Source organism: Enterocloster bolteae (assembly GCF_002234575.2).
Taxonomy (GTDB): Bacteria; Bacillota; Clostridia; order Lachnospirales; family Lachnospiraceae; genus Enterocloster; species Enterocloster bolteae.
In genome coordinates this window covers 2,663,105-2,687,840 of record NZ_CP022464.2, presented here as the reverse complement: position 1 = coordinate 2,687,840, position 24,736 = coordinate 2,663,105, and the positions used below count along the sequence as shown (strand labels likewise).

23 protein-coding genes are annotated in these 24,736 nt (G+C 45.1%); 6 read left to right on the top strand and 17 right to left on the bottom strand.

Annotated features, from left to right (window positions below):
• Positions 1 to 121: 121 nt before the first annotated feature.
• Entirely contained in the window at positions 122 to 568 is a 447-nt protein-coding gene (locus CGC65_RS12540) for a hypothetical protein (protein WP_002567223.1), read from the bottom strand.
• A 243-nt stretch (positions 569 to 811) separates the two neighbouring features.
• Between CGC65_RS12540 and CGC65_RS12535 the strand changes: the two genes are divergently transcribed.
• Together CGC65_RS12535 and CGC65_RS32520 are read left to right on the top strand one after the other, a co-directional pair.
• Positions 812 to 1,477, top strand: a complete 666-nt coding sequence (locus CGC65_RS12535) for a DUF3298 and DUF4163 domain-containing protein (protein ID WP_002567222.1) — start codon at positions 812 to 814, stop codon at positions 1,475 to 1,477.
• A gap of 6 nt (positions 1,478 to 1,483) precedes the next feature.
• The gene (locus tag CGC65_RS32520; RefSeq protein ID WP_007035827.1) at positions 1,484 to 1,669 is read left to right on the top strand and encodes a DUF6774 domain-containing protein; all 186 of its coding nucleotides are present in this window, start codon (positions 1,484 to 1,486) and stop codon (positions 1,667 to 1,669) included.
• 92 nt (positions 1,670 to 1,761) lie between these two features.
• Here CGC65_RS32520 and CGC65_RS12525 read toward each other — a convergent pair whose 3' ends face one another.
• The 8 genes from CGC65_RS12525 to CGC65_RS12490 form a co-directional block, all read right to left on the bottom strand.
• Positions 1,762 to 2,664, bottom strand: coding sequence for a PhzF family isomerase (locus tag CGC65_RS12525; RefSeq protein ID WP_002567221.1), 903 nt, complete (start codon positions 2,662 to 2,664; stop codon positions 1,762 to 1,764).
• A 66-nt stretch (positions 2,665 to 2,730) separates the two neighbouring features.
• Complete coding sequence (locus CGC65_RS12520) at positions 2,731 to 2,976, bottom strand: hypothetical protein (protein ID WP_002567220.1); 246 nt, start codon at positions 2,974 to 2,976, stop codon at positions 2,731 to 2,733.
• 24 nt (positions 2,977 to 3,000) lie between these two features.
• Positions 3,001 to 3,240 (bottom strand): YdbC family protein, encoded by a 240-nt coding sequence (locus CGC65_RS12515; RefSeq protein ID WP_002567219.1) that lies wholly within the window; start codon positions 3,238 to 3,240, stop codon positions 3,001 to 3,003.
• A 437-nt stretch (positions 3,241 to 3,677) separates the two neighbouring features.
• On the bottom strand, positions 3,678 to 4,037 hold the full coding sequence (locus tag CGC65_RS12510; protein ID WP_007035829.1) for a hypothetical protein: 360 nt from the start codon (positions 4,035 to 4,037) through the stop codon (positions 3,678 to 3,680).
• 8 nt (positions 4,038 to 4,045) lie between these two features.
• The gene (locus CGC65_RS12505) at positions 4,046 to 4,507 is read right to left on the bottom strand and encodes a hypothetical protein (RefSeq protein ID WP_002567216.1); all 462 of its coding nucleotides are present in this window, start codon (positions 4,505 to 4,507) and stop codon (positions 4,046 to 4,048) included.
• Positions 4,508 to 4,562: 55 nt separating this feature from the next.
• Positions 4,563 to 5,117 (bottom strand): hypothetical protein, encoded by a 555-nt coding sequence (locus CGC65_RS12500; RefSeq protein WP_002567215.1) that lies wholly within the window; start codon positions 5,115 to 5,117, stop codon positions 4,563 to 4,565.
• 206 nt (positions 5,118 to 5,323) lie between these two features.
• Entirely contained in the window at positions 5,324 to 6,640 is a 1,317-nt protein-coding gene (locus tag CGC65_RS12495) for an APC family permease (protein WP_002567214.1), read from the bottom strand.
• Positions 6,641 to 6,645: 5 nt separating this feature from the next.
• Positions 6,646 to 7,833 carry a mandelate racemase/muconate lactonizing enzyme family protein gene (locus CGC65_RS12490; RefSeq protein ID WP_002567213.1) on the bottom strand — a complete coding sequence of 396 codons (1,188 nt, stop codon included), beginning with the start codon at positions 7,831 to 7,833 and terminating at the stop codon, positions 6,646 to 6,648.
• A 229-nt stretch (positions 7,834 to 8,062) separates the two neighbouring features.
• Here CGC65_RS12490 and CGC65_RS12485 point away from each other — a divergent pair, with 229 nt between their 5' ends.
• Complete coding sequence (locus tag CGC65_RS12485) at positions 8,063 to 8,947, top strand: LysR family transcriptional regulator (protein WP_002567212.1); 885 nt, start codon at positions 8,063 to 8,065, stop codon at positions 8,945 to 8,947.
• A 40-nt stretch (positions 8,948 to 8,987) separates the two neighbouring features.
• Complete coding sequence (locus CGC65_RS12480) at positions 8,988 to 9,941, top strand: CPBP family intramembrane glutamic endopeptidase (protein ID WP_002567211.1); 954 nt, start codon at positions 8,988 to 8,990, stop codon at positions 9,939 to 9,941.
• A 105-nt stretch (positions 9,942 to 10,046) separates the two neighbouring features.
• Here the strand turns inward: CGC65_RS12480 and CGC65_RS30980 are convergent, their stop codons facing one another.
• From CGC65_RS30980 to CGC65_RS12450, 7 genes are all read right to left on the bottom strand, one after another.
• The gene (locus CGC65_RS30980) at positions 10,047 to 10,175 is read right to left on the bottom strand and encodes a hypothetical protein (RefSeq protein ID WP_002567210.1); all 129 of its coding nucleotides are present in this window, start codon (positions 10,173 to 10,175) and stop codon (positions 10,047 to 10,049) included.
• A gap of 15 nt (positions 10,176 to 10,190) precedes the next feature.
• The gene (locus tag CGC65_RS12475; protein ID WP_002567209.1) at positions 10,191 to 11,114 is read right to left on the bottom strand and encodes a dihydrodipicolinate synthase family protein; all 924 of its coding nucleotides are present in this window, start codon (positions 11,112 to 11,114) and stop codon (positions 10,191 to 10,193) included.
• Positions 11,115 to 11,131: 17 nt separating this feature from the next.
• On the bottom strand, positions 11,132 to 12,169 hold the full coding sequence (locus tag CGC65_RS12470) for an ABC transporter ATP-binding protein (protein WP_002567208.1): 1,038 nt from the start codon (positions 12,167 to 12,169) through the stop codon (positions 11,132 to 11,134).
• Positions 12,156 to 13,181, bottom strand: a complete 1,026-nt coding sequence (locus CGC65_RS12465) for an ABC transporter ATP-binding protein (RefSeq protein ID WP_002567207.1) — start codon at positions 13,179 to 13,181, stop codon at positions 12,156 to 12,158. The genes CGC65_RS12470 and CGC65_RS12465 overlap by 14 nt, the downstream gene beginning before the upstream one ends.
• A 33-nt stretch (positions 13,182 to 13,214) precedes the next feature.
• Positions 13,215 to 14,126, bottom strand: coding sequence for an ABC transporter permease (locus CGC65_RS12460; protein ID WP_002567206.1), 912 nt, complete (start codon positions 14,124 to 14,126; stop codon positions 13,215 to 13,217).
• Positions 14,127 to 14,136: 10 nt separating this feature from the next.
• Positions 14,137 to 15,096: an ABC transporter permease gene (locus CGC65_RS12455; RefSeq protein ID WP_002567205.1), complete on the bottom strand. Its 960-nt coding sequence runs from the start codon at positions 15,094 to 15,096 to the stop codon at positions 14,137 to 14,139.
• A 79-nt stretch (positions 15,097 to 15,175) separates the two neighbouring features.
• Positions 15,176 to 16,909 (bottom strand): ABC transporter substrate-binding protein, encoded by a 1,734-nt coding sequence (locus tag CGC65_RS12450; RefSeq protein WP_002567204.1) that lies wholly within the window; start codon positions 16,907 to 16,909, stop codon positions 15,176 to 15,178.
• 277 nt (positions 16,910 to 17,186) lie between these two features.
• Between CGC65_RS12450 and CGC65_RS12445 the strand changes: the two genes are divergently transcribed.
• Positions 17,187 to 17,900 carry a FadR/GntR family transcriptional regulator gene (locus CGC65_RS12445; RefSeq protein ID WP_002567203.1) on the top strand — a complete coding sequence of 238 codons (714 nt, stop codon included), beginning with the start codon at positions 17,187 to 17,189 and terminating at the stop codon, positions 17,898 to 17,900.
• 28 nt (positions 17,901 to 17,928) lie between these two features.
• Positions 17,929 to 18,216 (top strand): hypothetical protein, encoded by a 288-nt coding sequence (locus CGC65_RS32515; RefSeq protein WP_235622147.1) that lies wholly within the window; start codon positions 17,929 to 17,931, stop codon positions 18,214 to 18,216.
• Positions 18,217 to 18,252: 36 nt separating this feature from the next.
• Here CGC65_RS32515 and CGC65_RS12435 read toward each other — a convergent pair whose 3' ends face one another.
• Positions 18,253 to 24,693, bottom strand: a complete 6,441-nt coding sequence (locus tag CGC65_RS12435; RefSeq protein ID WP_002567202.1) for a doubled motif LPXTG anchor domain-containing protein — start codon at positions 24,691 to 24,693, stop codon at positions 18,253 to 18,255.
• Positions 24,694 to 24,736: the final 43 nt, after the last annotated feature.

Genomic DNA, 24,736 nt, shown 5'->3' with positions numbered 1-24,736 from the left:
ATTTGTTTCTGCGTATTATTTCACCAATCAAATTTCCTGCCTGGTTTCCGTGCCTGAAATGATAAAATGCGGACCCGCCTTTCACGTATCCGCATAAATGCAAAACATATGATTTATATCATCAGGAAACTGATTCATCCCCTCCATATTTTATGGCATTTAAGAACGCCTCAAGTGTATACTCTTTGTCAAATTCATCCACGATACTGTATTGCTGCTGATTCATCTTACTGTTAAAAAACTCCACCAGACTGGACTCATCACGGATGATATGTTCCTCAACATAGGAACCTTCCCATTGGAACAGGTTCCGCTTTCCATTCCAGTGAGACACACCTATAACGGTTTCATAGCTCTCGGATTTACCTGGCGCGCCCGAAATCCCGGATATTTTTTCTCCGATTATTTCATTTCCAAAATCCGTGTTGACATAAGCTCCATTCTGCTTACTGCAATGATCTTCTATCTGCTGTTTTATTCCTGGAATAAATATTTCTTCCCAAAACCTGTTAAATTCCTGGATTTCTTCCCGTTTTTTCCGGTTAAAAATATAATAATTTGTAGACAATCGTACTACCTCCATTACGTTTCCAAACTCACATATTTTTATAGAGCATAAGATTTTTATAATAAACTTACTATATTATACCAAAATTCAGTCTGTAAAGCCACTATAGATTTTATTGCCCACATGGCCCTTGTTTATGCAAAACGACCATTCCGATGCGCATACTGTGCTTTCCATTTAACACTGTCATGTCAGGAATCTATATGAATATACTATTACAAACTACTTAAATCGGAAATCAATGTGCAGACAATCACAGAAAAAATCCTGAACGACACCATGCTTTATGGGAACATACCGGTATTTACCTATCATATTGCCTATCCATCCTTCTCAACCACCTGTGTTTTATCAGCTGCCCAAACAGCAAACATCTATTATATGCAGCTTGCAGAGAATACAGAACAGTATTGCCGTACCGTCCTCTACCCTCAGGCGGTTGAAAGTGCCAGATATATTACATCCAATCATCCGCCCTTCAACCGCTATACCCTGGATATGAATTATCAGATAACCTATAATTCCGGCTGTATTACAAGTCTTTATATGGATACCTACACTTACATGGGAGGCGCCCATCAGGAACTGGAACGGATTTCAGACACATGGGATTTCAGTACCGGCAAACAGTTACATCTGGACGATATCTCCGCCCTTACTCCCGCAGCCCTGAACGGACTCCAAACGTCTGTGGAACGGCAAATCGCAGAACGCTTAAAGGAATCCCCTGGTTCTTATTTTGAAGATTACCCCTATCTTCTGAGAAATAAGTTCAATCAAAATCATTTCTTTCTGCGGCCCGGATATATTGTCATATATTATCAGCAATATGAGATTGCTCCCTATGCAACAGGCATACCGGAATTCTCCTTTCGGATGCCGGCCTATCAAATGACTACAAGGAGGTGATTTGTCTTGCAATCCTGCGAACTTGCCCTTTCTGTATCCACGCTCGCCTGCTGCATTGCAGAAGGTAAGAGCCCGGAAGAAATTGCCCTTATCAGTTCCATATTCATGCAATTGGGGGATACGTTAGCCACCATCGCAGCACACCAGGCGCTGTGCTGCCCACCGGAAAATACAGATACACAGAAGTCATAAATGCCATGGCAAAAAATGCCCTATGCGCATAGTCCCAATAAAACAGAGCTGAATCTACCAAATAAAAGGAAATTCAGCTCTTCATCATATGCTCAAATAGTAATCTCCGTTGAAAAAGCAATGACAGCATTCCCTGTAATTTGAACCAGCTTCGGCGCTCCGTGCTCTTTTTCAACATGAACGTGCATTGTTCCATCGCGTTTAATCGCTTCTCCCTGTAAAATATCAAAGTCAAAGCATGGGGCATCTTCCTCCTGTAAAATATTAAAATGCACCAGATATGCGCCCAGGGGACCGTTTGCGTTTCCTGTTACAGGGTCTTCCGCAATTCCGATAGCCGGAGCAAACATCCTTCCATGGACCAAAATTTTATTCTGCGGATTGAGTGTAAAGACATAGTATCCGTTACATTCAATTTGCTTACTAATCTTTGTCAGCTTCTGCAAATCCGGCCGCAGTCCATGAAGCAGCTCATTTGAATAAAGGGGAACCATAACCTTGGAATGCCCGGTGGAAGCAACAGCAACGGGATATTCCCTGCATAGCTCCTCATGAGCAATTCCCAGAGCGTCCGCAATCCGTTCTCTTACAGCATCCCCAAAGGGCGCAGACACCGCAGGCGTTCCCTGGGTCATTGTGATTGAGTAGTCACTTAGGGTGCGGACAACCTCTACGGGCAGTATTCCTGCTTTTGTTTTTTGAACGACCGTTCCGCCTTCCATATTTCTCTCTTTGGCCCTGACATAATGGGCCGCTATTGTGGCATGGCCGCATATGGGAACTTCTGTTGTGGGTGTAAAAAAACGTACTTCTATATTATAATCCGGAGAATCTGTTTCAAACATAAAAGCTGTTTCCGAATTATTTAATTCTCTTGCAATCCTCAGCATCTGCTCATCGGTAAGCCCCTTTGCATCAGGAACAACCCCGGCCGGATTACCATGAAACCTGTCTCTGGTAAATGAATCCACTTGGTAAATTTTATATGTTTTCACAAAATATTCCTTTCAGGCATTCGTTTTTTTCACCAGTTCTCTTATTTCTTTTCTCATAGCTCCTGGCTATAAGATGGTAAAATAAGCATTGAGCAGTACGGTTGCCATTGCAAGCATACTTAATACAGAATAAAATATCTTCATGCCCTTACTCTTTGTATGCCTGACAGAATATACCAAATATACAAACCATACAGTATAGGCGCATATGGTAAAAAGGGGATTTCTGACCAGATACAAAAGAATAAACAAAACATTGACTACTTTCATCCCGTCCTCTGAAAACAACTGTTTTTTCCATCTTTCCAGCATGGCTTTCCTCCTTACTGATTCCTGTCAGACAAACGCTTCTGTTACCGTTTCTATCAGTCCCAGTATCTCTTTCAGATTCTCCATTTCCTCCTCTGTCAGAGTAGTCCCTTTCCCCATCTTCTCATGGTCCGGCGCCCAATCACGGATATCGTATTTCGCTGCGCCTCCGTTCCAGCTAATCAGGTTCAGCTCCTTCCGCCATCCTTTTGCATTTTCGGATAACACGCCAATTTCTTTTATAATATCATATTTTATATCTGCCATCTCCTGTCACTCCCTTCCCATCACTAAAAACCACTTCCCGCCATGCCACATTACGTTGGATAGTTTTCCTCATTCAATCGTTTCAGCGCACGTCTGGCAGCTCTCCTGTTTAAACGCTTGCACTTTCTCCATCCGTTATGATTCACTGCCCAGCACGCGTATTTTCTATCAAATTTATCTTCGTATGATAATTGCTTCCAGAATCCCTTTCTCATAACATCTCCTTAAAAGCAGTTATCTATATATTACCATATTCTGCTTTAATTTTATAGTCTAATTTCATACCGCGCTTTCCGGCCTTTATATCAAGGCTCAGCCCCTCCCGCAGTGATAAATATAAGAATGCCAGGCCTCTCATTGGAGGCATCATAGCTATGGCCTGCAGGCCATAGACATACATCCGCGGCAGTTATCAAGAGCAAAAAAAGAAGGGGGCATCATGAGATATCACCCTTCTCCTTTACCAGTTCCATATACAATTCGTCCCCGTTTCTGCAAATCAATGTTCTATTACAATCAACTAAATATATTCCTCCATTTTGAAATTCAGGATGAACTTTAATGGGGTCCGTCACACACATCCGAAAAATACCATTGGTCCCAAACGGTTCAATGGACTGCAGATATATCATATTGTATAAAGCTTCGTCCCCATATTTACCGCCGATATAATATAAAATGGAATTCAGACCGCACCCGGCCGTGCCGCAATTATCCACTTCTTTTTGAGTGATTTTTATCTCATGGTAATCCCCTCCATCATACCAGCCAACAAACCATATATGTCCATCCATCATCCGCCACCTCACCTCATAATGGTCTTATCAAAGGATTTCTTCAACGTATGGTACACCTTTACCATATGATTTGAATTTGTCTGCAAATCTTTAAAATACAACTGATTACATTTTCCCATACCGTCATCATATGTAATGACAAAACGAATCCCATTGTCTTCTTTCTTTTTCTCGGAAGCATAGAGAACCCCTCCAAACAACGACAAAATACCATTGGAAAACATTTCTCCCAGCACTGACTTTTTATACCTTAATCCTTTAACCTGCGCCTCCATATCCTGTATCCGTTCAATGAAAAAAGCGTACAGCTCATTATAAGTGCCATTATAATTATCCTCCAGTATATATAAGTGACGCTCAGTCAATATAAGTCTGCAGAAGCTGTCCGAATACTGTGCGCCGGGCGGAATCAAACGCGCGGTAAGGCCGGCTTCTATCTTTTCGCCCCTGTACTCTTTTGTATGACTCATTGCCTCCCCACTTTCTTTTCCTTTTAATTCAAACAGCGTTTTCCTGTCATCATTATCAATAAACAGTCCATTTATCTTCGTAATCCAACGAAAAACTCTCTTCTACGAACTTAGAAATATTGGCCCTGTCAATGCCCTTCTCGTCAATTTCTGTTCTTATTAAAGCTGCCCTTTTTGAAAGGTCTGTCTTTTTTGTTATAAGGCCCTCTTTAAAAATCAGCTCATATACTGTCTTATATGCATAAACCCGCTGGAATCCCATATGGATATAATATCGTGTCAGAAAATCATTCCCAATGATAATACCGCCATCAAATTTCACCGGAATGTTGATACCATAATATACCTTACCGTCAAACCTGTCCTCCTCTGGTTCCACTCCATTAACAGGCGGATAGCTGCCGTTTCTATCGTTTACAAACAAATCTTTTAGAAACAGGCCTTCCTCAGTTATATTATAAATGCAATGATAACCTCTCCAACATGCCGTATGAATGGGTACGGGATCAAACCCCAACTCATGAATATCAAAATTCATCGTTCCCTTAATTGCCACTATATTATATCTGTTTCCGTTGTATTCATAAACATCTGCAATTTGTCCGGTCATATAAGTCTCCTCTGGCATTGCTTCTTAACATTTTATCAGCGTGCGGGCTGTCTCCCTACCCCTTTTACATTATACCAAAATGAAGTTAATAAAGCTATGACTGAATTGTTTTAATCTTAACAATGCAAAAACAGAGCCGGACAGAACAGCTGATTATCCAGCCGTCCTGCACCAGCCCTGCATTCTGTGAGCCAAAACAAAAACCTTTAATCCTTCTTTTTATCCAAGGTCCTGAAGATAAAATACGCCGGAATGGAAGTTGCCATCAGTCCTATGCTCTTAATCATCTGAATCCCGGAACATGTCATACAGATAATAAATGTGACTGCAATCGCAAGAATGGTGGTAACTGGATATCCAGGCATTTTAAGAGGCCGAGACATATTCGGCTTTTTCTTTCTCAATACCAGGAGTGATAAACAAACAATACATTCCAGAATTCTGCCTGCAAATACATTAATGCCCAGCAAAGTGCCGAAGGAACCGGTCCAGACAAATATCAATGCAGTCAGGCAAATAAACAATGTCGGAATATAAGGTGTATTATATCTGTTATGGAGTCTGCCAAATGACTTAAACATCAAACCATTCTGGCTCATGGAATATGATACCCGGGGATAACTCATGATACCGCCGTTCAGGGCTCCGAAAATCGAAACACTGGCGCCGATTGCGACAATTATAGTTCCCACCGGTCCGAAAATCGCAGTGCCCGCATCAATAACAGGAGTCTCACTTCCGGCAAGTTGTGCAAATCCAACGGTGCCCACACAAACAACTGAAATCAGTATATTAACAGCGATTACAATTATCATCCCGATAATCATTGCCTTGGGCAGTGTTTTTTTAGGGTCTTTAATATCCGCACTCATATATGCCAGCTGGTAATAACCTCCAAATGCCAGGAACGCCGGAAACGCAGCGCTCAGGACTCCATTCCATTCTGCTACCTGTGAGCTAGTTGTCACGGATGTGAAATTTTCAGGTGATATAATGAAAAAGCCGCCTATGATAACAAGAAGCAGGGCCAAAAGTTTTCCAACTGTAAAAATATTCGCAATTGTTGACCCTAATTTTGTCCCTCGAATATTTAATATCATAAGTGCAATAATAACAGCTGATGCCACCATTTTAATTCCTACAGGAGTAATTCCCGGTATCAGCTTTGCCAGATTGCTTGCAAATCCAGTTGCAAGCATGGCAACCAAAGGAATGTAATTTCCGATAGTCATGGACCAACCGTAAACAAAGCCAAAACCATTTCCAAAAGCTTCTGTTATATAAACATAGGGCCCTCCTGCCTTGGGCATGGCCGGAGACAATTCCGCATATACCAATGAACAGAGAATTCCGCTGGCTCCTGCGAGTATCCACGCAACCATAAACGGCCCGAATGATTTTGCAGATGCAGCGACGGTCCCCGGCGTCATGAAGATACCGGAACCGATTACAGCGCCCACCAGAATTGCAACAGCTCCAAACAATCCGATTTGTCTTTTAAGTCCATTTTCGCTTTCACCCATATTATTTATTCCCCTTTCACTGTCTCCTTTTGTAATGCGTGGTCCATGGCCCACCGGGATAACTCCTGACCAATTCCGGGCAATTCAGGCACATGGCAGAAACCGCAGCCATCCGGCTGATAATCGTAAACACCTAAGCGTATATTATTTTCACTTCTATTTGTAACATGATGTTCATGAATAACAAAATTGGGAAGTGACGCTTCCACATGCAGCGACGCAGCTATCGCAATAGGGCTGGCGCATACATGAATCTGTATGCCGGCGTCAACCGCATCTGCCATGGAAGCGATTTTCATTGCTTCTGTTATCCCTCCGCATGTCCCCAAATCAGGCTGATATACCTGAAATATATCCTTTTTTATCAGATTGGCATAATGGTATTTACCATAAACCCTCTCTCCGCCTGCCTGCAAAACAGCGGAGTGGTTACGGACTGTTTCAAGCACCTGCAGATTCATAGGGGTACAGGTCTCTTCCATAAACATGATACCGTAAGGTTTTATGATTTGACTCATTTCAACAGCAGACACCGCGTCTGTTCTTGCATGATTTTCAACAATGATATCCACGCCATCCCCTACTGCCTCCCGAACCGCTTTAACCCGCTCTTCTATCAGAGCTCTTGTTCCGGGCATGATAGGCCCCTTTAAAAATCCAAGACGGTTCCCGTTTCCATCGTATGTAATGAAATTTATTTTGATGGCGTCAAACCCCTCAGCAACTGCTTTTAAGGAATGCTCAACCAAATCCTCTATTTTATATCCACGGTCGAATACCATTCCTTTTCCCCATCCAAACTGCAGCTGGCTTGCATATGAGCGTAATTTCTCACGGCACTTGCCACCTAACAGTTTATAGAGCGGAAGATTCAGCGCTTTCGCTTTGATATCCCAGCATGCCATATCAATGGCACTTATGGCGGAAAACATGATGGTTCCTCCCCCCTGCGCCCAAAAGGTCTGTGTATACATCTTATTCCATACAGCCTCTGTAGCCATTGGGTCCATACCTATCACAAACGGAGCCACTTCCTTAATCATACTATACGAGGCAGACGCCCCGGTATCAAACCCGACTGATGCCTCGCCGTAACCGGACACCCCTTCATCCGTATTAACCCGGCAGACAATGGGCCTCCACCCGGGCGAACCGCCATCCAAAAGAAATATATCTACGCTCACTATTTTCATATGCAACATAACCTCCTGCAAGTCTGTTTTATTGGAATACATAAAAATACATCAGATCTGATTTACATACATTATAATACAAAAAATGCAGTTTATTTATTCCAAGGCCGAATATATATCATTCATTTTTCACATGATTTTTATGAACTTTTCCAATAGCCAACACACATGACTTTTGGTAGAATGGTCACATCAGCTGTATCTCAATTGCAAGGAGGAACCGGCAATCATGAATAACATCAGTCTGCAGCAAATACAGTATTTTAAAATTGCCATGAAATGTTCCAGTTTTTCCCAGGCTGCAAAGCTGGCTTATACCACCCAGTCAACCATCAGCAAAAACATAGCGACACTGGAAAAAATCATGGGGGAACCCTTATTTACGCGGCAAAAGAAGGGAATCATGCCGACCCAGAGAGCAATTCTGCTTGACCTTGAGCTGACAGAGATATACGATAAGATAGATTTGCTGCTTAATAACACCCGCCAGTCCAAACAGGAACGGGTCAGTATCGGATTTTGCCAGAGCATTGACTTCTCTTCATCCATACCTGAATTTTTCTCCTTATTCAGAAGAGAGAATTATATTCCGACCGCGGTCATTAAATTGCAATGCTGTGAAAATTCAGATGTTGTCAACGGAGTCCTGGACGGCTCCATTGACCTGGGATTTATTTTATCTGATACAAATATATCAAATCCAAATATTAAACTCCACACCATCACCTCAACAGAACCGCAGATTTTCTTCTCAGTCAACAGCCCACTGAATAAAAGCGGCCTAACCATAAATGATTTTGCAAATTATCCCATTGTCACCACAAAATATCTGATTGAAAAAAATGACTATCGAATGATTAATCTGCTTCCATTTACTCCAAAGGGTATTGAAATCGTAAAATCATATGATGACATACCAATTTATCTGGCCACCGGACTCTATGTCACGCTGCTTCGTCCTTATGTCAATCTGGCAAATAATAAAAATATTATGAGCTACAAACTGCCGGACAGCTACCATTACAAACAGGGAATTACCATGATATGGTTCAGCCATAATAAAAACAAATACCTGAAACGAATTCTTTCAATCCTTTACAAAGCAAACACGTAATATGAACCTCATTAACATATGACCGAAAGGATAACAGCCTATGCACTCATGGAACAATTCAATATTCAAAACAATATTCAAAAACAAAAATGGATTTTTACGCTCCGGATGGACCATTCTCATTGTGATGCTGCTTTATTACGCACTGCTGTATTTTGCATCTTTTCTGGTCCTGACTGCCCTGATTGTAATATTAACAGCCACAGGTGATCTCAATCGGGCGGCTGACTATTTTTCACCTCTTGCCAACTGGGTCAACGACGCCTGCCTGCCGGTGGCGATGCTGATCCTGACAGATGTCATGATGATCATTATTCCAATCATAGCGTGGAAATGTTTTATAAAACGTCCTTTGAGCGAAATGGGCCTTCATCCGTTCAAATCCACAAAAAAAGAGTGCGGCGCAGGGATGATTCTGGGTATGGTAAATTGTACGCTGGTTTTTCTATTGGTGGTGTGGTTTGGAGGCGGCAAAGTTGCATCCTGGCAGCCCCGCATTACTGCTTTAACTTTAACGTGGTTATTCGCCTTTATATTGGTAGCCTATGCAGAGGAGCTGCTGAACCGCGGGTTCATCATGGCTGTACTCCGCAGATGCCGTAACCATGTTTTTGTCCTCATCTTCCTTCCCTCAGTCATCTTCGGGGCCATACATCTGGGAAACCCCAGCGTGACGCTTCTTTCCGTCTTCAATATAATAATTGTCGGCATTCTTTTTTCATATATGTTTATTAAATCCGGCAATATATGGATGTGTATTGGTTATCATTTTACATGGAATGTATTTCAGGGAATTATCTACGGAATGCCTGTTAGCGGCCTTAGCATTCCCGGTATCATAACCACACACTTTACCCGGGACAATATACTAAACGGGGGCGGATTCGGTATCGAAGGCGGTATACTTACTACATTGGTAACACTTCTCAGCTTTCTGTTTGTGCGGTATTATTACAGGAACAGCACCTATGATTTTATGAATAATATGGATTAGACCAGATCCAGTGCCTAAAAAGCACCCACAGCCGGGAAAATCAATTTTCTCAGCCATGGGTGCATTTCTGTATCATGGAATCCGTTTTTTCTTTCTGCTGACTTTTTACTGTTTCATGGCAGCCACAAACCGCTTCGTTATCTCTCCGGGCCTGGTTATGGCTGTCCCGGCCACCGCGGCCAGAACGCCTCTGTTACGTTCCAATACGCTGTACTGCGGCTTACTCCCACTCATTCTTACCGTCCCTCCTTACAGCCTGAACATATCCAGCTCTTCTGCCTGGTATCTGTCCTTTATCCTTCTGATATCTTCCTTAAGGCCCTCCAGCTCTGAATCCTGGTAATTGTAGAACGGTCTCCTGGAGTATCCGGATTCCAAACCGCGCCAATTCATCAGATTGTGAAGTACGGACGGGAAATCATACTTCAGCGCAGCAAATATCACCTCGTCCGCAATCCGCTGCAGCCGCATGCCTCCCTTAATATCGCTTTCCTCCACCTTCTTAAGGATCTGCTTATATAAATCCGGGAACAAATTATAGAAGGACCCTATGATTCCGTCCGCGCCTGAACACATACCGGAAAAAGCCATCTCATCACACCCTGAATATATCATGAAATCCGGGCCCAGTGTTTCCTTGATGAATCCCATTTCATCGTGGGACCTGGCCGTATACTTAAGCCCATGGACATTGGGAAGTCCTGCCAGCTGCAAAAGCAGGTCCATATCCATAAGTCCTGCCAGCTGAATATTATAGACCACCATTGGAAGAGGGGTGGACTCCGATATATCCCTGTAATAATTATAGATATCACCGGCACGGAATTTCCAGTAAAACGGCGGTACGGAAGATATGGCGTCGGCGCCGGCCCTGTAGGCATGCTCCGCAAGCTCTATGGATTTCTTCGTGCCGATATCCCCAACATGTACAACAACCGGCACACGGCCCTTCACCTGGTCAATGACCGTATCCACCACCAGATTCCGCTCCTCCACGGTCATGGTAAAGCACTCGCCGGTGCTGCCTGTAAGATAGAAACCGTCAGCGCCATGCTCCAGCATGAATTCCACCATGCGTCTGGTACACTCAGTATCCACGTTCTCTTCCCTGTCAAAGAACGTCATCATTGCAGGGATGACCCCCTTGATCTGATTCATCTCAAATCTGCTCATTTCTCTCTCCTCTTCGATTATATATGTGTCTTAAAATCATTCCCGCCGCCTGCATTTGCCTGTACCCGATGGCAGCACACCATATGTTCCCGCCCATCCCTGGTGATGATCACCGGATGCGGGACTTCGGTCTTACATCTTTCCATGCACTCCGGGCATCGGGGATGAAAAGGACAGCCGGAAGGCGGGTTCACCGGACTGGGTACATCTCCCTGTAACGGTATCCTCTTTCTCCTTCTGTCGATATCCGCAATGGGGATAGCGCTTAATAAAGCTCTGGTATATGGGTGGAGCGTATTCTCAAACAGTTCCTGCGTATCCGCCATCTCCACCATGCGCCCCAGATACATAACCACAATGCGGTCGCTGATATACTCCACCACAGACAGGTCGTGGGTAATGAACATATAGGTAAGCCCCCGCTCTTCCTGCAGTTTTTTCAGCAGCTGCAGCACCTGGGCCTGAATGGATACATCCAGAGCGGACACAGCTTCATCGCAGACTATGAACTCCGGCGATACGGACAGGGCCCTGGCAATCCCAATCCTCTGCCTCTGGCCGCCTGAGAACTCATTGGGATAGCGTTCCATGTAATCCGCAGGCAGGTTTACGGCCTCTAACAGCTTTGCTATCTTCTCCCGCCGGGCTTTCCTGCTTTTTTCACCAAAACGGATTAATGGTTCCTGCATGGACCCGAATATGGTAAAGGAGGGGTTCAGGGAGGAGTAGGGATCCTGGAACACAATCTGCATCTTGCACCTGGCCTCATCCAGCTCCTTTTTATTCATGCCAATCAGTTCCTTTTCCCCGCCCTCAAAGGCATAGCGTATACTTCCCTCCGTAGGCTTTATGAGCTGGAGGATGCTCTTTCCCAATGTGGTCTTGCCGCAGCCGCTCTCACCTACCACGCCCAGGATTTCTCCCCTGTATACATCCAGGCTCACATCATCCACGGCCTTCACATGTCCAACCGTATGTTTAAACACCCCCTGCTTTACAGGATAATACGTCTTAAGGTTCCTGACTTTAATCAACACATCCTTAGTTTCCGGCATCCGGCTGTCCCTCCTTCCCCATCAGATTATGGAAACATCTGCAAAAATGCCCCGGCCCGATTTCCGTCTCCGGCGGCATTTCCTGCATGCACTGCTCCGTTGCATACCCGCATCTGGGCGCAAACTGACATCCCTTTGGACGGTCATATGGGTCTGGTGTGGAACCCTTTATAGGTTCCAGCTCCTGCTTTTTCCCCCTTCCCAGCACTGGTATGGATTTAAGCAGCGCCCTGGTATATGGATGTGCGGAGCGGGTCAGAACAGCCCTGGCATCTCCGCTCTCCACGATATTGCCCATATACATGACAGCCACGTTATCAGCCAGTTCCGCCACCACGCCCATGTCATGGGTAATAAGGAGGATTGCCGCGTCATTATTATTCTTAAGGTCCTGCATCAGTTCAAATATCTGTGCCTGTATGGTGACGTCCAGCGCCGTGGTGGGTTCATCCGCAATCAGCACCTTGGGCTGGCAGCTCATGGCCATGGCGATCATGGCCCGCTGACACATGCCCCCTGAAAACTGGTATGGATATTCGTCAACCCGTTTTTCCGGGAGAGGTATTCCCATATCCTTTAACAGACGTATGGCCTTCTGTTTTGCCTCGCTTTTAGTTTTTGCCCTGTCATGGTACAAAAGGGACTCGTTAATCTGATACCCTACGGTAAATACGGGATTAAGGGCCGTCATGGGGTCCTGGAATATCATGGAAATCCCGTCTCCCCTAATCTGGCGCATCTCTTTTCCCTTGCGTTTCAACTGGTCTATCCGTATATCCCTGCCGTTGTGGAAGAAATGTATCTCCCCTTTCTCAATTCTTGAAAGGTCAGGCAGCAGCCCCATGATGGAATTGGCAGTAACTGACTTGCCGCATCCGCTCTCTCCCACAATGCACATAATTTTCCCTTTTTGCAGCTGAAAGGATACCCCTCTTAAGACCCTGTTGCATCTCTCATTGTTATAGAAATTCACTTCCAGGTCCCGGACACTTAATACAATGTTATCATTCATACTGTAATATCACGCTCCTTCTCTCCATGGCTGTTAACCAATCTGTGACGGGTCCGTGGCATCCCTCAGGCCGTCACCGATAAAGTTGATTCCCACCACAAACAGTGTCACCACGATACCGGCAGGCAGCCATACCCACCAGGAGTTCTTAAGTATCATCAGGTCCTGGGCCGCATTCAGGATATTGCCCCAGGTTGCCACCTCTAACGGAACCCCAAGCCCCAAAAAGCTTAAGGATGCCTCCTGCAGGATAAACATGGCCGTAGACAATGTGATATTTACGAAAATAGGTCCTATGGCATTGGGAAGCATATGTACAAAGGCAATCCTCATGCTTCCGATACCAAAAGCCTTTAGAGCCTGTACATACTCCTCCTCCCTCAGCGACAGCATCTGGGACCTGGCCATACGGTACATGGAAGGCCATCCTGTGATGGAAAAAATGAATATCAGATTCCACAGGCTCTGGCCCGTAATGGTCACAAGAATCAGAACCAATATAATCTGGGGAAATGACATCAGTATTTCGGAAACCTTCATGATGATCCCGTCAAACCAGCCGCCCTTATAACCTGCCATAGTCCCCAGCGACACCCCCAGGACCGTAGCCACAAGTGCGCTTCCCAGCCCCACGCCGATGGAAATACGGCCTCCGTAGAGGATTCTGGCCCATATATCCCTTCCTATCTTGTCGGTCCCAAATATGTGGGAAGACGTGGGCGGGCTTAATATATTGCGCAGGTCCACCTTGGTGGCGCTGTACTGTGTAAACAAAGGCGCACCCAGGCACATGACAAGTATCACGATAAATATGATAAATCCCAGCACTGACAGCCGGTTGGCAAACAGCTTCCTGAGCGCGCGGTTCCTGATTCCCTTTTTTATCCTGCCGGAGTTCTCCCGTTCCAGAATCCGGTCCATTTTCCTGTCAAGTGAATGTTTCATCCCGCACCTCCTAACTCAGTTTAATACGCGGATCCAGCAGCGCGGTAATGATATCCACCACAATACTGGCCACCAATACCAACAGAACGCTGAAAAAACCAATAATCATTACCAAGGGCGTATTCTGGGAACGAACCGCATCCACAAACAATACGCCGATTCCCGGCCACTGGAATACCTCCTCCACCACCACGGCGCCGCCGATGAGCATGGGCAGACGGAATCCAATGAGCACTACCACCGGCGTCATGGCGGCCCTGAGGCCGTGCAGCAGGTTCACACGCCACTCCGGCAGTCCCTTGCTCCTGGCCGTTTTCATGTAATCCCGTCCCATGGAATCCAGCATGCTGGAACGCCCGTAACGCATCACACCGGAAGTCAGGGAAAATCCCAGTACTGTGGCCGGCATGATAAGGTATGGAAGCCGCTGGATAAAATTCTGGCCCGCATAAGCCATCCTCCCGCCTACAGGAAGAATGCTGGTATGCAGAGCAAACGCGTTGATGCAGATCAGTCCCAGAAGGAACTGGGGGATGGCAACTCCCACCATACCCACAACGCTCAGTATCTGATCCAGGGCAGTTCCCTTCTTAAGGGCGCATACGACCCCCAGGAGAATACCGAATATGGAAGACATCACCAGGGAAGTCAGGGTCAGCTCTATGGTTGCAGGCAGGTGGTTCTTCATCAGGGTCAGCACCGGCACGCCGCTCTGAAGGCTGTAGCCAAAGTCCCCCCGCACAAGTCCTGCCAGCCATTTAAGGTAGCGCAGAAAAAACGGATCATTTAAACCCAGGGCATCCCTCATGGCATTCAGCTGTTCCGGCGACATGGTTGAAAGGGCGTCCGGAGGAATCAGGAAGTCCACTGCGTCGCCCGGCATCAGCTCCATCCCCAGATATATCAGGAAGCTGATAACCAGCATCATTGGGATAAGTGTCAGGATTTTACGTATTATATAATTACTCAATTCAAATCCTCCTCGTCGAAATCTCCTCTAAGAAACAGGGCGGACCGTCATATAGCCGGCCCGCCGCAGTCCAATCATCCTACTTAATATTTGGTTCATGAGGGAACTGATTGATGTAGAAGCACCTGGTGTATCTGATATTGGCAGTTGAAACCTTCATTCCATCCATGGATTCGATTGCCTTGGCGTCATCCGTGGATTTGCTCCATGCATAATCAATCTTACCTGCACCTGCGTTCTTAACCAGATTGCTGTCATTCTCACCGCTGGCAAACATGTAAATTGTCTCGATGTTACCGGTTCCTGTCTTATAATATCCATCCCAGCGTTTCAGGGTCGCATAGTTGTTGAGAACCACCTCATCCACCTTAAATGGCCCGGAACCAATGGGTTTCTGCCAGAACTGATCCTGCTGAAGGGTTTCAGGACTTGCATTCTCCAGACAATGCTTTGGAAGGATTGGCCATTGTGAGAATACAGCCAGCGCATTGGCTGAAACCGTGTCAAAGTTCACTGTAATCTTGCTGCCGTCAATGACAACACCTTCCAGGTTATCGGTCTTGCCGTCCAGGAAATCCTGGGCGCCCTGGATCGCCTTCATGACTTCTGATGCCACTGCATTGGTACCCGGAGTCCTTAACATAAGTTCCAGTGTGAACTTAACGTCCTCAGCAGTCAGAGGTTCATCGTCATGCCACTTAAGGCCGTCCCTGAGAACAAACTCAATCGACTTGTCATCCTCAGAAACCTTGTAGCTTTCAGCCAGCATGCCATCTGTTGGATTTAATGAACTGTCTGCATTGATAAGCTTATCAAAAACAAGTTCAGTATTAATCATATACCCGGGATTGACCATGGGATACCAGAAGAATTCCTGAGGTCCTCCGTTGGTGTACATGGTGCGGTCATCCCTGTCAATCTTCCAGTCCAGTATGTTCTTTTCGTAGGAGAACTGGTCATTGCCAAAGGCGCTGCCTGCTGTATCCAGTTTATCGCTGGTATAGATGAAACATACCTGATGGTACAGAGGCATGGCCAGCTCATTCTCAGCCACGAACTGCTGGATTTTGTAAAATGCCTCCTTCTGCTCACCCACATCCATGGTGGCGTTGGAAGCTGCAATCATCTCATCCAGCCCTTCCTGTTTGGGAACAGAAGAGTTATTGGATGCGGTAGATGCAAAACGATTATAGAACTCGCTCTCGGCAAGGGCTGCCACTGCCGCATAGGCTAAATCCCACTTCACTGCTGAAGGCCCCTTCTCCATATCTGCCGGCGGTACCCACAGCTGGGCCGCCAGATCGCCTTCCAGCTTCCTGAACTGTGCCTTCACGCCCACCTCCTGCCAGTACTGGCCAATGATGGTCATAAGGTCCACGGTCTGCTGGTCATCATAATAGTAAACCACATCCAGGGTATAATCGGAAGGCCATCCAGCTTCCTTTAGCAGCTCCTTTGCCTTTTCCGGATTATACTCATATACCGGGATGCCGGCATTCAGCCAGTCACCGGGAGCAGTAAAGCTCTTAGCCACCTCTGCCTTACCCTCAAACAAACTGTCCACAATGGCATTCATGTCAATGGCATAGGCAAGGGCCTGCCTTACCCTGACATCCGCCAATGGTGTCCCAAGGTCAGCCGCGCTGGTCCCGCCTGCCGCCCCGGTCTCCCCTGCTGTCCCGCCTGCCGCTTCAGTCTGTCCTCCTGCCGCTGCCGCAGTGGTTTCCGTCTTTCCTCCCGAACCACATCCGGCCAATGCGCTGGCTGCAAGGGATGCCGCCAACAACAGGCTCGCCAATCTTCTTTTTCTCATACTACGTAACCTCCATTTCTTTTATATTTGTACTTTGTACTACAAAGTATGTGGCATGTTGCTGTATTTATTAATCAATACAGCCTTATTGTACGTTAATCTGACATATATGTCAATATATTAAAATGTTTAGATTGTATATATGTGTATAATACATAATTTGTTCCATATATTTTTGTTGTATATGTATATCGTATTGACTTTTCTTTCATGATGAAATATGATAGTCCTATAAATTATTATTTTAACAATTACATATTAAGGGAGAATATCAGACATGGCAGAATCTACCGGTATGAAAAACCTCAAGTCCCGGCGTCTGTATTTACAGGTTTACGACGAAATCAAAAGCTACATAGAAAAAAATCACCTGTTGCCAGGTGACAAGCTTCCATCGGAGATGAAGATGTGCGAGATGCTGGGAGTCAGCCGTAATGTGCTCCGGGAAGCTATTAAATCACTGGAGATAACCGGGGCGGTCCACTCCACTCCCGGCGTGGGTATCGTGATTCAGGAATTTAATACGGATTTTTTCCTGAGCAATCTCATATACAGTATCAGTGATGAGGACCAGCTCCACAAGGAGATTGAGGAACTGAGGCGCGTCCTGGAACTGGGATTCGCAAAAGATGCATTTGACCGCATGACAGAAAAGGGCATTGCGCTTCTGTCAGAAAAGGTGGTTACCATGGAGGAACTGTTTAATCAGATTAAACGTTCCCACTCCTCCGTATACGGCGTGAAATTTGCCGAAACCGACGCCGCCTTCCATAAAATCCTGTTCCAGGATGTGGATAACCGGCTGCTAAAGTCCATTATAGAGTTTTTCTGGGCCTGTGACCGGTACTATAAAGTAAAGACTACCCACAGCAACATGGAACTTACCGTTGAAAAACACCAGCGTATCTGCCATGCATTGAAAGCCGGCAGTTATTCTGATTTTTATGACGCCATGCAGTTCCATTTCAATGTAGGATATTTCAAGCGCTGACCATACCGGGCCAGCGGTCAGCTGTGCCATGACTGGTACAGCTCCTTACCTTGTCTGTAAAGGCCGTCATCCCGACCAGCGGCGGTATGGAAAATCTGTATCTGCACACCCTGAACACCGCAGGCATATCAGGAAGCAAAGAAAAGAAAGCTGCGGCAGCCACTACAGGGAAGATTCACCGGATACAGATGACGCCCATTATCTGCACCGCATCAGTATTGGTCTTGAAGAGAAAATAAAAAAAGAGGCAGCCGCTTCACAATTTTTCACTTGTGAAGCGGCTGCCCTTTCAAACATCAGAGCATCTGCTCTATGATGCTAACATAATGCTTAAAATAATATTACTGAATAATCATTCCTTTTTTCTTTTCGTCAACGCTAGATAAATCCCTGTCAGTAACATTGATATCACAGTCAGCATATAATGATCAACTGACATATCACCTGTCTTTGGCAGTGGTGCCAGCGGTACATCGTCATCCAAAATCGTAATCAGAGAGTCTGGTTGGCTGGGAATCTGAGCCATAGGAACCTCTTCCGGGGTAATACTGATTGTAACTCCTGGTCCGCCATCAGAAGGCTGGTACCGTCCACCCCCAGTATTGGAAGTACCGCCGCCTCCTCCAGTACTCCCTCCCGGAGAAGGAGATGGGTTTGGATTTGGAGACGGATCCGGTGTGGTTTCTGGATTCTCATGGTAAACATTATTAAACTGTATCACCTCTGCCTCAGCACCATCAGACCTCTGGATATTTACTATTTCTGCACTCACTGTTCTGTCATGATTGTCCGTAACCTCTACCGTCACAGTATAAACAGTATCATCATAGTCAACACCTGTCAATGTACCCTTCTGTTCCATGATTGTGTAGGTATGTCTGCCCGCATCATTGGCTTTGTAGTTAATCTCCGGAAACAGGATAACTCCGTTTAGTCCATTTTGAGCTTCCGCTTTCAGCGTGTCTCCCTCGTATATGCGGAAAGTAAATTCCCCTTCTTCCAAAGGCCTTCCTTCCATTGTCTTCATGGCAGTGAATTGGAGATTTCCATCTGCTTCATATAGATTCTTTACCAGACATTCCGCCTGCTGTTCTTTTTCAATAGCTATGACCGCTTCATTCCTGTCCTCACCATTTATCTGTACATTATAATAGAAATTATCACCGTTAATAGGCGTCCCCTCTGCGTCTGCCACTTCTTTCACCACATATTCTCCAATAGGCAGCGACAGTATGAGGCTGTTATCCGCAATCCTGGAATCATAGTGAAGTTTTACAGTCCTCAGGTCGGCGTAGGATCCATCCCTATCGTAGTATCGGTCTCCACCATAGACTGTAAAGTAGAAATCGGTCTCAAAATCACTGCCTGATTCCCTGCCGTTTACATCTTTGGTCAGCTTTAATGTACCGGAATTCTTAATGTTCTCTACTACATGAGGTGTTCCGGCATTTTCTATGGCTATCGCTCCATCCGGCACCCCAATACCATTCTCCCTATCCGGAATGATAAAATACTCCCCTTCTGCCTTCTGATATCCTTCCGGCACCGTAGTCTCCTCCAGATAATACAGCTGCCCCTTCTCCAGTCCCGTTATCAGCACTGCTGCGCCTGCCTGCGGATTCCCAGAATCAATTACCGGGGTAAACTCTCCCACATATTCTAAATCCGGGCTTCCCACTTCTGATACTTTGCTCAGCGTAAAGGCAGCTCCTGTCAGCGGCTGTTTATTCTGATCCACCTTGTATAGTTTTATAGAAAATTTTCCTCCTCCTGTAAAGGCGGCTTTTACAATAGTGACGCTGCGCTCAATGGTTTCGGTAATTATACCTTCTCTGCTGTAGAGCAGGGATGCTGTGTTCTTCGTATCAACGGTTTCATTTATAGCTCCTGTAATCATTACCTTATAAAAAATCTTAATGGGCGTTTTGTTCGGAAGATTGGAAATCTCAAAACTGTCATTGCCAAAACTGTCTTTTCCCACCCTGATATTCGCTTCTTCTATAGGTGTCCCGTTTTCTGCATTTGTTACCTTAAAGCTGTCCGGAACATATGCCATTTTCCCGGGTACTCCTAAGGTATCAATTACGGTCAGGGTACCATTGCTGATATCTGCCCCTGGCTGGTTGACCAGAATTGTATATTCAGCATACGGCGCCGTGTCGCGGCTGTATGCCATTCCTTTTTTCAGGAAGCTCTTATCAAAACCAGTCGTAGCTGATACTTTATGAAGCATATTTCCATCAATAACCATCTGGGCGCTGTTTGTAAAACTCTTTATAGATGGATCTGTAACCTTGGTTATGATGTTTAGGTTAATATGTTTGCTCATCTTGTAACCAGAAAAGTTTCTAGCAACCGTGTTAAGGTGGATGGTCACTTTATTTCCATCTATATCGTAATCTCCCTTTTCTGGTTTCAGCGTATAGTTCATGCTCTGGAATTTAATATGGTCCAGAGTTAGTCCTTCCGGTATATACTCAATAACATCAACCGTGAAACGCCCCAGATTTTGGGGTGCATCATTCCCATATCCCTTGTTGATATTCAGATTCCATGTGATGGTGCCTGCTTTCGTATCATTTTTTACCCAGTTCTTTGAAATATAATCTTCGATGTAATATGGCTGAGAGGTAGCGCTCTTCCATGTTGTCCCATTGATTGTCATCTCACCTACATTTTTGAACCGCAGATTATCTTTTGTTCCGTCTTTATCAAAAACCCCCACATTTTCCAACATCTCTAAATCCACGAAGGACTCATACTCAATGACAACCGGTCCTGGGACATCTTTTGAAAACACTACGCTGAATCCACGGTTTCCAAGTTTTTCATCAAATGATAATGTATAGGTCCCATCATCCGGAGATATAGCCCTGCCATTACCGTCTTTCAGAACAAAGGAAGCCTTAAAGCTGCCATCATCCTTGAATGTATGCATATTTGCACGGGCAGCATCTTCCTTATTTTTATTTCCCCACTTAATTACGCTGAGAGAATCTTTATAGACAGTGCCCGCTGGAATCGTGGCGCCTTTCGTCTGCCCGTCTGCATATGGGGTAAGCACGCTCTGCCAGCGGATTGTGCCAAATTCATCCCCCCACCCAACATTTCCGGCTGTATTATTGACAGGCTCATATACCCCGCCGGAATTAATGTTATTGCTGGATTTCATGTTGCTGCTTAAGTTCTTCTTTGTCATGGTATAGGTGTTGTACAGGAATCCGACACCGGTACTTCCGCCTATGCCTCCAGAACCTCCGCCTGGCCATGTTATCTTTATTTCGTTACTGAGATTGCTTTCTGTTGCTTCATTAGGAGTGGTAAAGTATTTGAAATCATAGTAATATTTTCCTGGATTTTCAATGACATATTTCCATGTTTGGGGATTCTTAGAAATTATTGGTTCAATGTCATCCACTTTCCCAAGTGAGGTTCCATTTTTGCCAGTATAAGCAATAACTTCTACATTTCCCAGATACTTTTGATTTTTATCCAGCTTATCCTCAATCGTCCATCCGGTCATATTAATCAGCCTGGGATTTACAAAAACATGATACTCAATGACAACCGGCTCAGTCTTACCATCTATCTCATAATTATAATGTACAATTCCACTCTTGGTAACGCATTCTATGGTCCTCTTAAATGTAGTGCTGTCACTGCCCGATACTTTTTTATCCGCTGTCACATTAACTGTATTCTTAAGTTCCAAAAACAGGGATGCGGACATCTCTTTTGAAGAATTCCCGGTATTCTGACCGCTCCAAGCACCGGCTCCAAGCTTTACCCAATAAGATAAACTAACAGACTCTCCAGGCATCATAGAGGCCGGCATTCCATCCTTTGTATTCAGTTGGATACCTATGGTCTTTCCCCCATTGCTCATGCCGCCGAAAGTAACATTGTCTATAACAGTATCCTGATTATTGGATTCAAATTTGATTTCCTGGGTCTTGTCAAATACAATCGTTCCGTTTTTGGTGTTCCCCAAGGTATCGCTTACTTTTACATTGGTTATTGGGCCGCTGTTCTGCGCATCAGCTGTCACGGTTACATGGTACTGCAAAGCTGAAGGAAGCCTATTCTCATCATACCTGATATCCTGGTCTGTCCACTTTCCGCTCTTGGGTCCTTTGACTACTTTTACAGAGTAATTTTCCTGCACCGGAGCCGGCACCAGTTCCATAATGTACTCCACTTCGTCACCCACCAGAGTGATTTCATTTTTTTCCTCTAAAACCTTTTCCAAATCCAGTTTACCACCGGCTTCTGCCGTGCCGCGATAATTCTGGCCTACATTTTCAGCTGTTATTTCAACATCCATGTAACCCTCTGCATTGATGGATGCCGTTCCAATGACAGCTTCTCCTCCATTGATATCTTTTACAACAGTCTGCTTTTTGTCATATAAAATATTTGACGGGAACTGATATGTAAAATGGTCTCCCTTCTGTACACTGTAAGTTTCAAAAAAAGGGTCTGAACTATTCTTAAAATCGTAGGAAATCTCAAACCAGGTGCTTATGTTCCTTGGAAGAGGTTTTCCATCTTTCAAGGTAACCCTCCTGGCCCCATCTTCCTGTTCTGTAATCTCAATATCAAGTGTATTTTCGTCTTTATCCCGGACAACAAGTTTAGGAAAATCCTCATCCATCAGTCCATGTTCATCAATATTAAATACATTAGATATATCCGGCGCTACAGCAAAGACAGCAGCAAACGTCGTAAAATGACTGGTTTCAAAACTTAGATCTTCAGTTGTACCCTCCCGGGTAATATCCTTATAACTGCCTTCCATTACTTCTGTGCTGTTGTTCTCATCCTTTACCCAGAGAACCTGGGCCATCTGTGACTCCTGAATCAGTTGGTCCATAAGAGGGCCTGAAAAACTTACCGTAACAGCACCATTCCTGTTCCAGATTTCATCATCCAGCTTTTCTCCATCCAGACACAGGTTAATATCATAAGCAGGAGCAGCTATAATTTCCCGTCCCTCTTCTGACTGGTCAGACCTGATTGCCTCCTCAACTTGTGATGTTACAATTTCGGCTGTAACCTCCGTATTTTCAGGAAGAACACCCGGCAAAGCGGATATGGTAATATCCATACCATCATCCATTGAGATCGTTTTGTTAAAAGGCATAGATGTACCATCCGGAACCATCGTTATAAGGATTTCCAAGTCTTCCTCTACATACTCCAGAGTAAACCATACGATGTTTTCCTCACTGTATGCGGATTCCACCACATCTCCATTTGCCTCTACCTGCCCAACACGAAAACCCTCTTGTTCCTCTACACCAAAGGTAACGCTTTCTCCTGCTTTAACCCTGTCACACTTATCTACAATTGCCGCCTTGTCTTCGGGGGTAATCTCATATGTGACACGGTATCCGTCCACCTCATCTAATACTTTCAATTTCTTCAGTGTTGTTACATATGCCTTTGCAGTGCTGCATCCGTCCATCCCCACAAGATCACCATTACCAATAGAACTCACCGGGATGCTTTCCGTCTCTGTCGAAATCTGGCTTTCCTGGGTTTCCGTAACCTGGACGGGTTCTGATTCTACTGGCTGAGTCTCCTCGGATGTCTCTGTCTGAGTCTCCTCAGATGTCTCTGTCCGGCTTTCCTCTGAAGGGGTCTGAATATCTGTTGCAGGTTCAGATGACTCAACTGCAGCTGTTTCTTCTCCGGTTTCATCGGCAGACGCTTCTGTCTGCTTCCCGCTTTCCTCTGTCAATGACTCCGTTTCAGACTCTGCCTCTGCAGAGGATTCCTTAGGTACGCTGCCTACAGTTTCATTGTCCTTATCATTACTATGTTTTTCTGAATCATCATGGGTTCCACCTGTTTCTGTATCCTCCTGCTGCTTATCAACACTGGGTTCAATCGTAGAATTTTCTTCTCCTGTATCCACTGCCGCCACGACAGGAACTGCATGCCTGATACGGGAAGCCACGGGACTATCAGCCTGTGTTTTTCCCTCTTCCGATACATCAGGAGACTGCGTCTCTGGCTCTGACTTTTCAACGATTTCCGGCTCGGTATCTTCTATCACTTCATCCGTCTCAACAGCTTCGTTTTCCTTTTCCTCTGTTTCCTGGTCAGGAATCCCAGATCCTGTCTCTGGTTCTGTCACCCCGGACTCTTCCATACTGGTTTCAGGTGTTTCCACCATCGGTGCATCTGTTCCGGGTTTCTCAATTTCTGCTGCATCGGATTCAGGTATTTCAGCCTCTGTCTGGCCCGTGGCAGATGTATTGGATTTATACTCAATTCTGTTATCACCAAACGCAGTTTCATAGTCCTTGACTGTAACCCTTTTTGTCCTCTTTTCACTGCCATCTGACATTAAGATTGTTGTTGAGCAGCTTATGGTATCCTCACTATTGTTAATATATAGAAATATAATCTCTTCCTCACCAGTAAGGGAATATGTATCATCCGCTGCTTCCGGAAGGCGGACAAAAACCCTTACTTCTGCCTCCATATCCTGACCATCAAATTCCGGATAGAACTCATATACCGGGTCCTCCCCATCAAAGAAAAACTGATAGTACTTTTCTGCCTTTCCATTGGTAAAATCCAGCTCCTCTTGTTTTAATGGCTCTGCTCCTGAATGAATCATGTCTTCAATAGCAGCAACAAAATCCGTTCCTGATACCATGAAGTCCACACTGTTTCCGCTGGCTGCATACGCAACAGTCGGGGAATGGCCAATATTTGTAAATACCATTGCTGCTGATAGTACAATGGCCAAAGTTCTTTTCACTAATTTATTCTTATTCACGAATGATTTCCTCCAATTTACAATTCTGTACTACATATATGTA

What these genes read in the sequence shown, in the direction of transcription:
- CGC65_RS12445 (WP_002567203.1), top strand. Translation starts at nt 17,187, where the DNA reads ATGGCAGAATCTACCGGTATGAAAAACCTCAAGTCCCGGCGTCTGTAT.
- CGC65_RS12490 (WP_002567213.1), bottom strand. Translation starts at nt 7,833, where the DNA reads ATGAAAATAGTGAGCGTAGATATATTTCTTTTGGATGGCGGTTCGCCC.
- CGC65_RS12515 (WP_002567219.1), bottom strand. Translation starts at nt 3,240, where the DNA reads ATGGCAGATATAAAATATGATATTATAAAAGAAATTGGCGTGTTATCC.
- CGC65_RS12460 (WP_002567206.1), bottom strand. Translation starts at nt 14,126, where the DNA reads ATGAAACATTCACTTGACAGGAAAATGGACCGGATTCTGGAACGGGAG.
- CGC65_RS30980 (WP_002567210.1), bottom strand. Translation starts at nt 10,175, where the DNA reads ATGAGTGGGAGTAAGCCGCAGTACAGCGTATTGGAACGTAACAGAGGC.
- CGC65_RS12520 (WP_002567220.1), bottom strand. Translation starts at nt 2,976, where the DNA reads ATGCTGGAAAGATGGAAAAAACAGTTGTTTTCAGAGGACGGGATGAAA.
- CGC65_RS12500 (WP_002567215.1), bottom strand. Translation starts at nt 5,117, where the DNA reads ATGACCGGACAAATTGCAGATGTTTATGAATACAACGGAAACAGATAT.
- CGC65_RS32515 (WP_235622147.1), top strand. Translation starts at nt 17,929, where the DNA reads ATGACTGGTACAGCTCCTTACCTTGTCTGTAAAGGCCGTCATCCCGAC.
- CGC65_RS12485 (WP_002567212.1), top strand. Translation starts at nt 8,063, where the DNA reads ATGAATAACATCAGTCTGCAGCAAATACAGTATTTTAAAATTGCCATG.
- CGC65_RS12470 (WP_002567208.1), bottom strand. Translation starts at nt 12,169, where the DNA reads ATGCCGGAAACTAAGGATGTGTTGATTAAAGTCAGGAACCTTAAGACG.
- CGC65_RS12475 (WP_002567209.1), bottom strand. Translation starts at nt 11,114, where the DNA reads ATGAGCAGATTTGAGATGAATCAGATCAAGGGGGTCATCCCTGCAATG.
- CGC65_RS12480 (WP_002567211.1), top strand. Translation starts at nt 8,988, where the DNA reads ATGCACTCATGGAACAATTCAATATTCAAAACAATATTCAAAAACAAA.
- CGC65_RS12495 (WP_002567214.1), bottom strand. Translation starts at nt 6,640, where the DNA reads ATGGGTGAAAGCGAAAATGGACTTAAAAGACAAATCGGATTGTTTGGA.
- CGC65_RS12505 (WP_002567216.1), bottom strand. Translation starts at nt 4,507, where the DNA reads ATGAGTCATACAAAAGAGTACAGGGGCGAAAAGATAGAAGCCGGCCTT.
- CGC65_RS12450 (WP_002567204.1), bottom strand. Translation starts at nt 16,909, where the DNA reads ATGAGAAAAAGAAGATTGGCGAGCCTGTTGTTGGCGGCATCCCTTGCA.
- CGC65_RS12465 (WP_002567207.1), bottom strand. Translation starts at nt 13,181, where the DNA reads ATGAATGATAACATTGTATTAAGTGTCCGGGACCTGGAAGTGAATTTC.
- CGC65_RS12510 (WP_007035829.1), bottom strand. Translation starts at nt 4,037, where the DNA reads ATGATGGATGGACATATATGGTTTGTTGGCTGGTATGATGGAGGGGAT.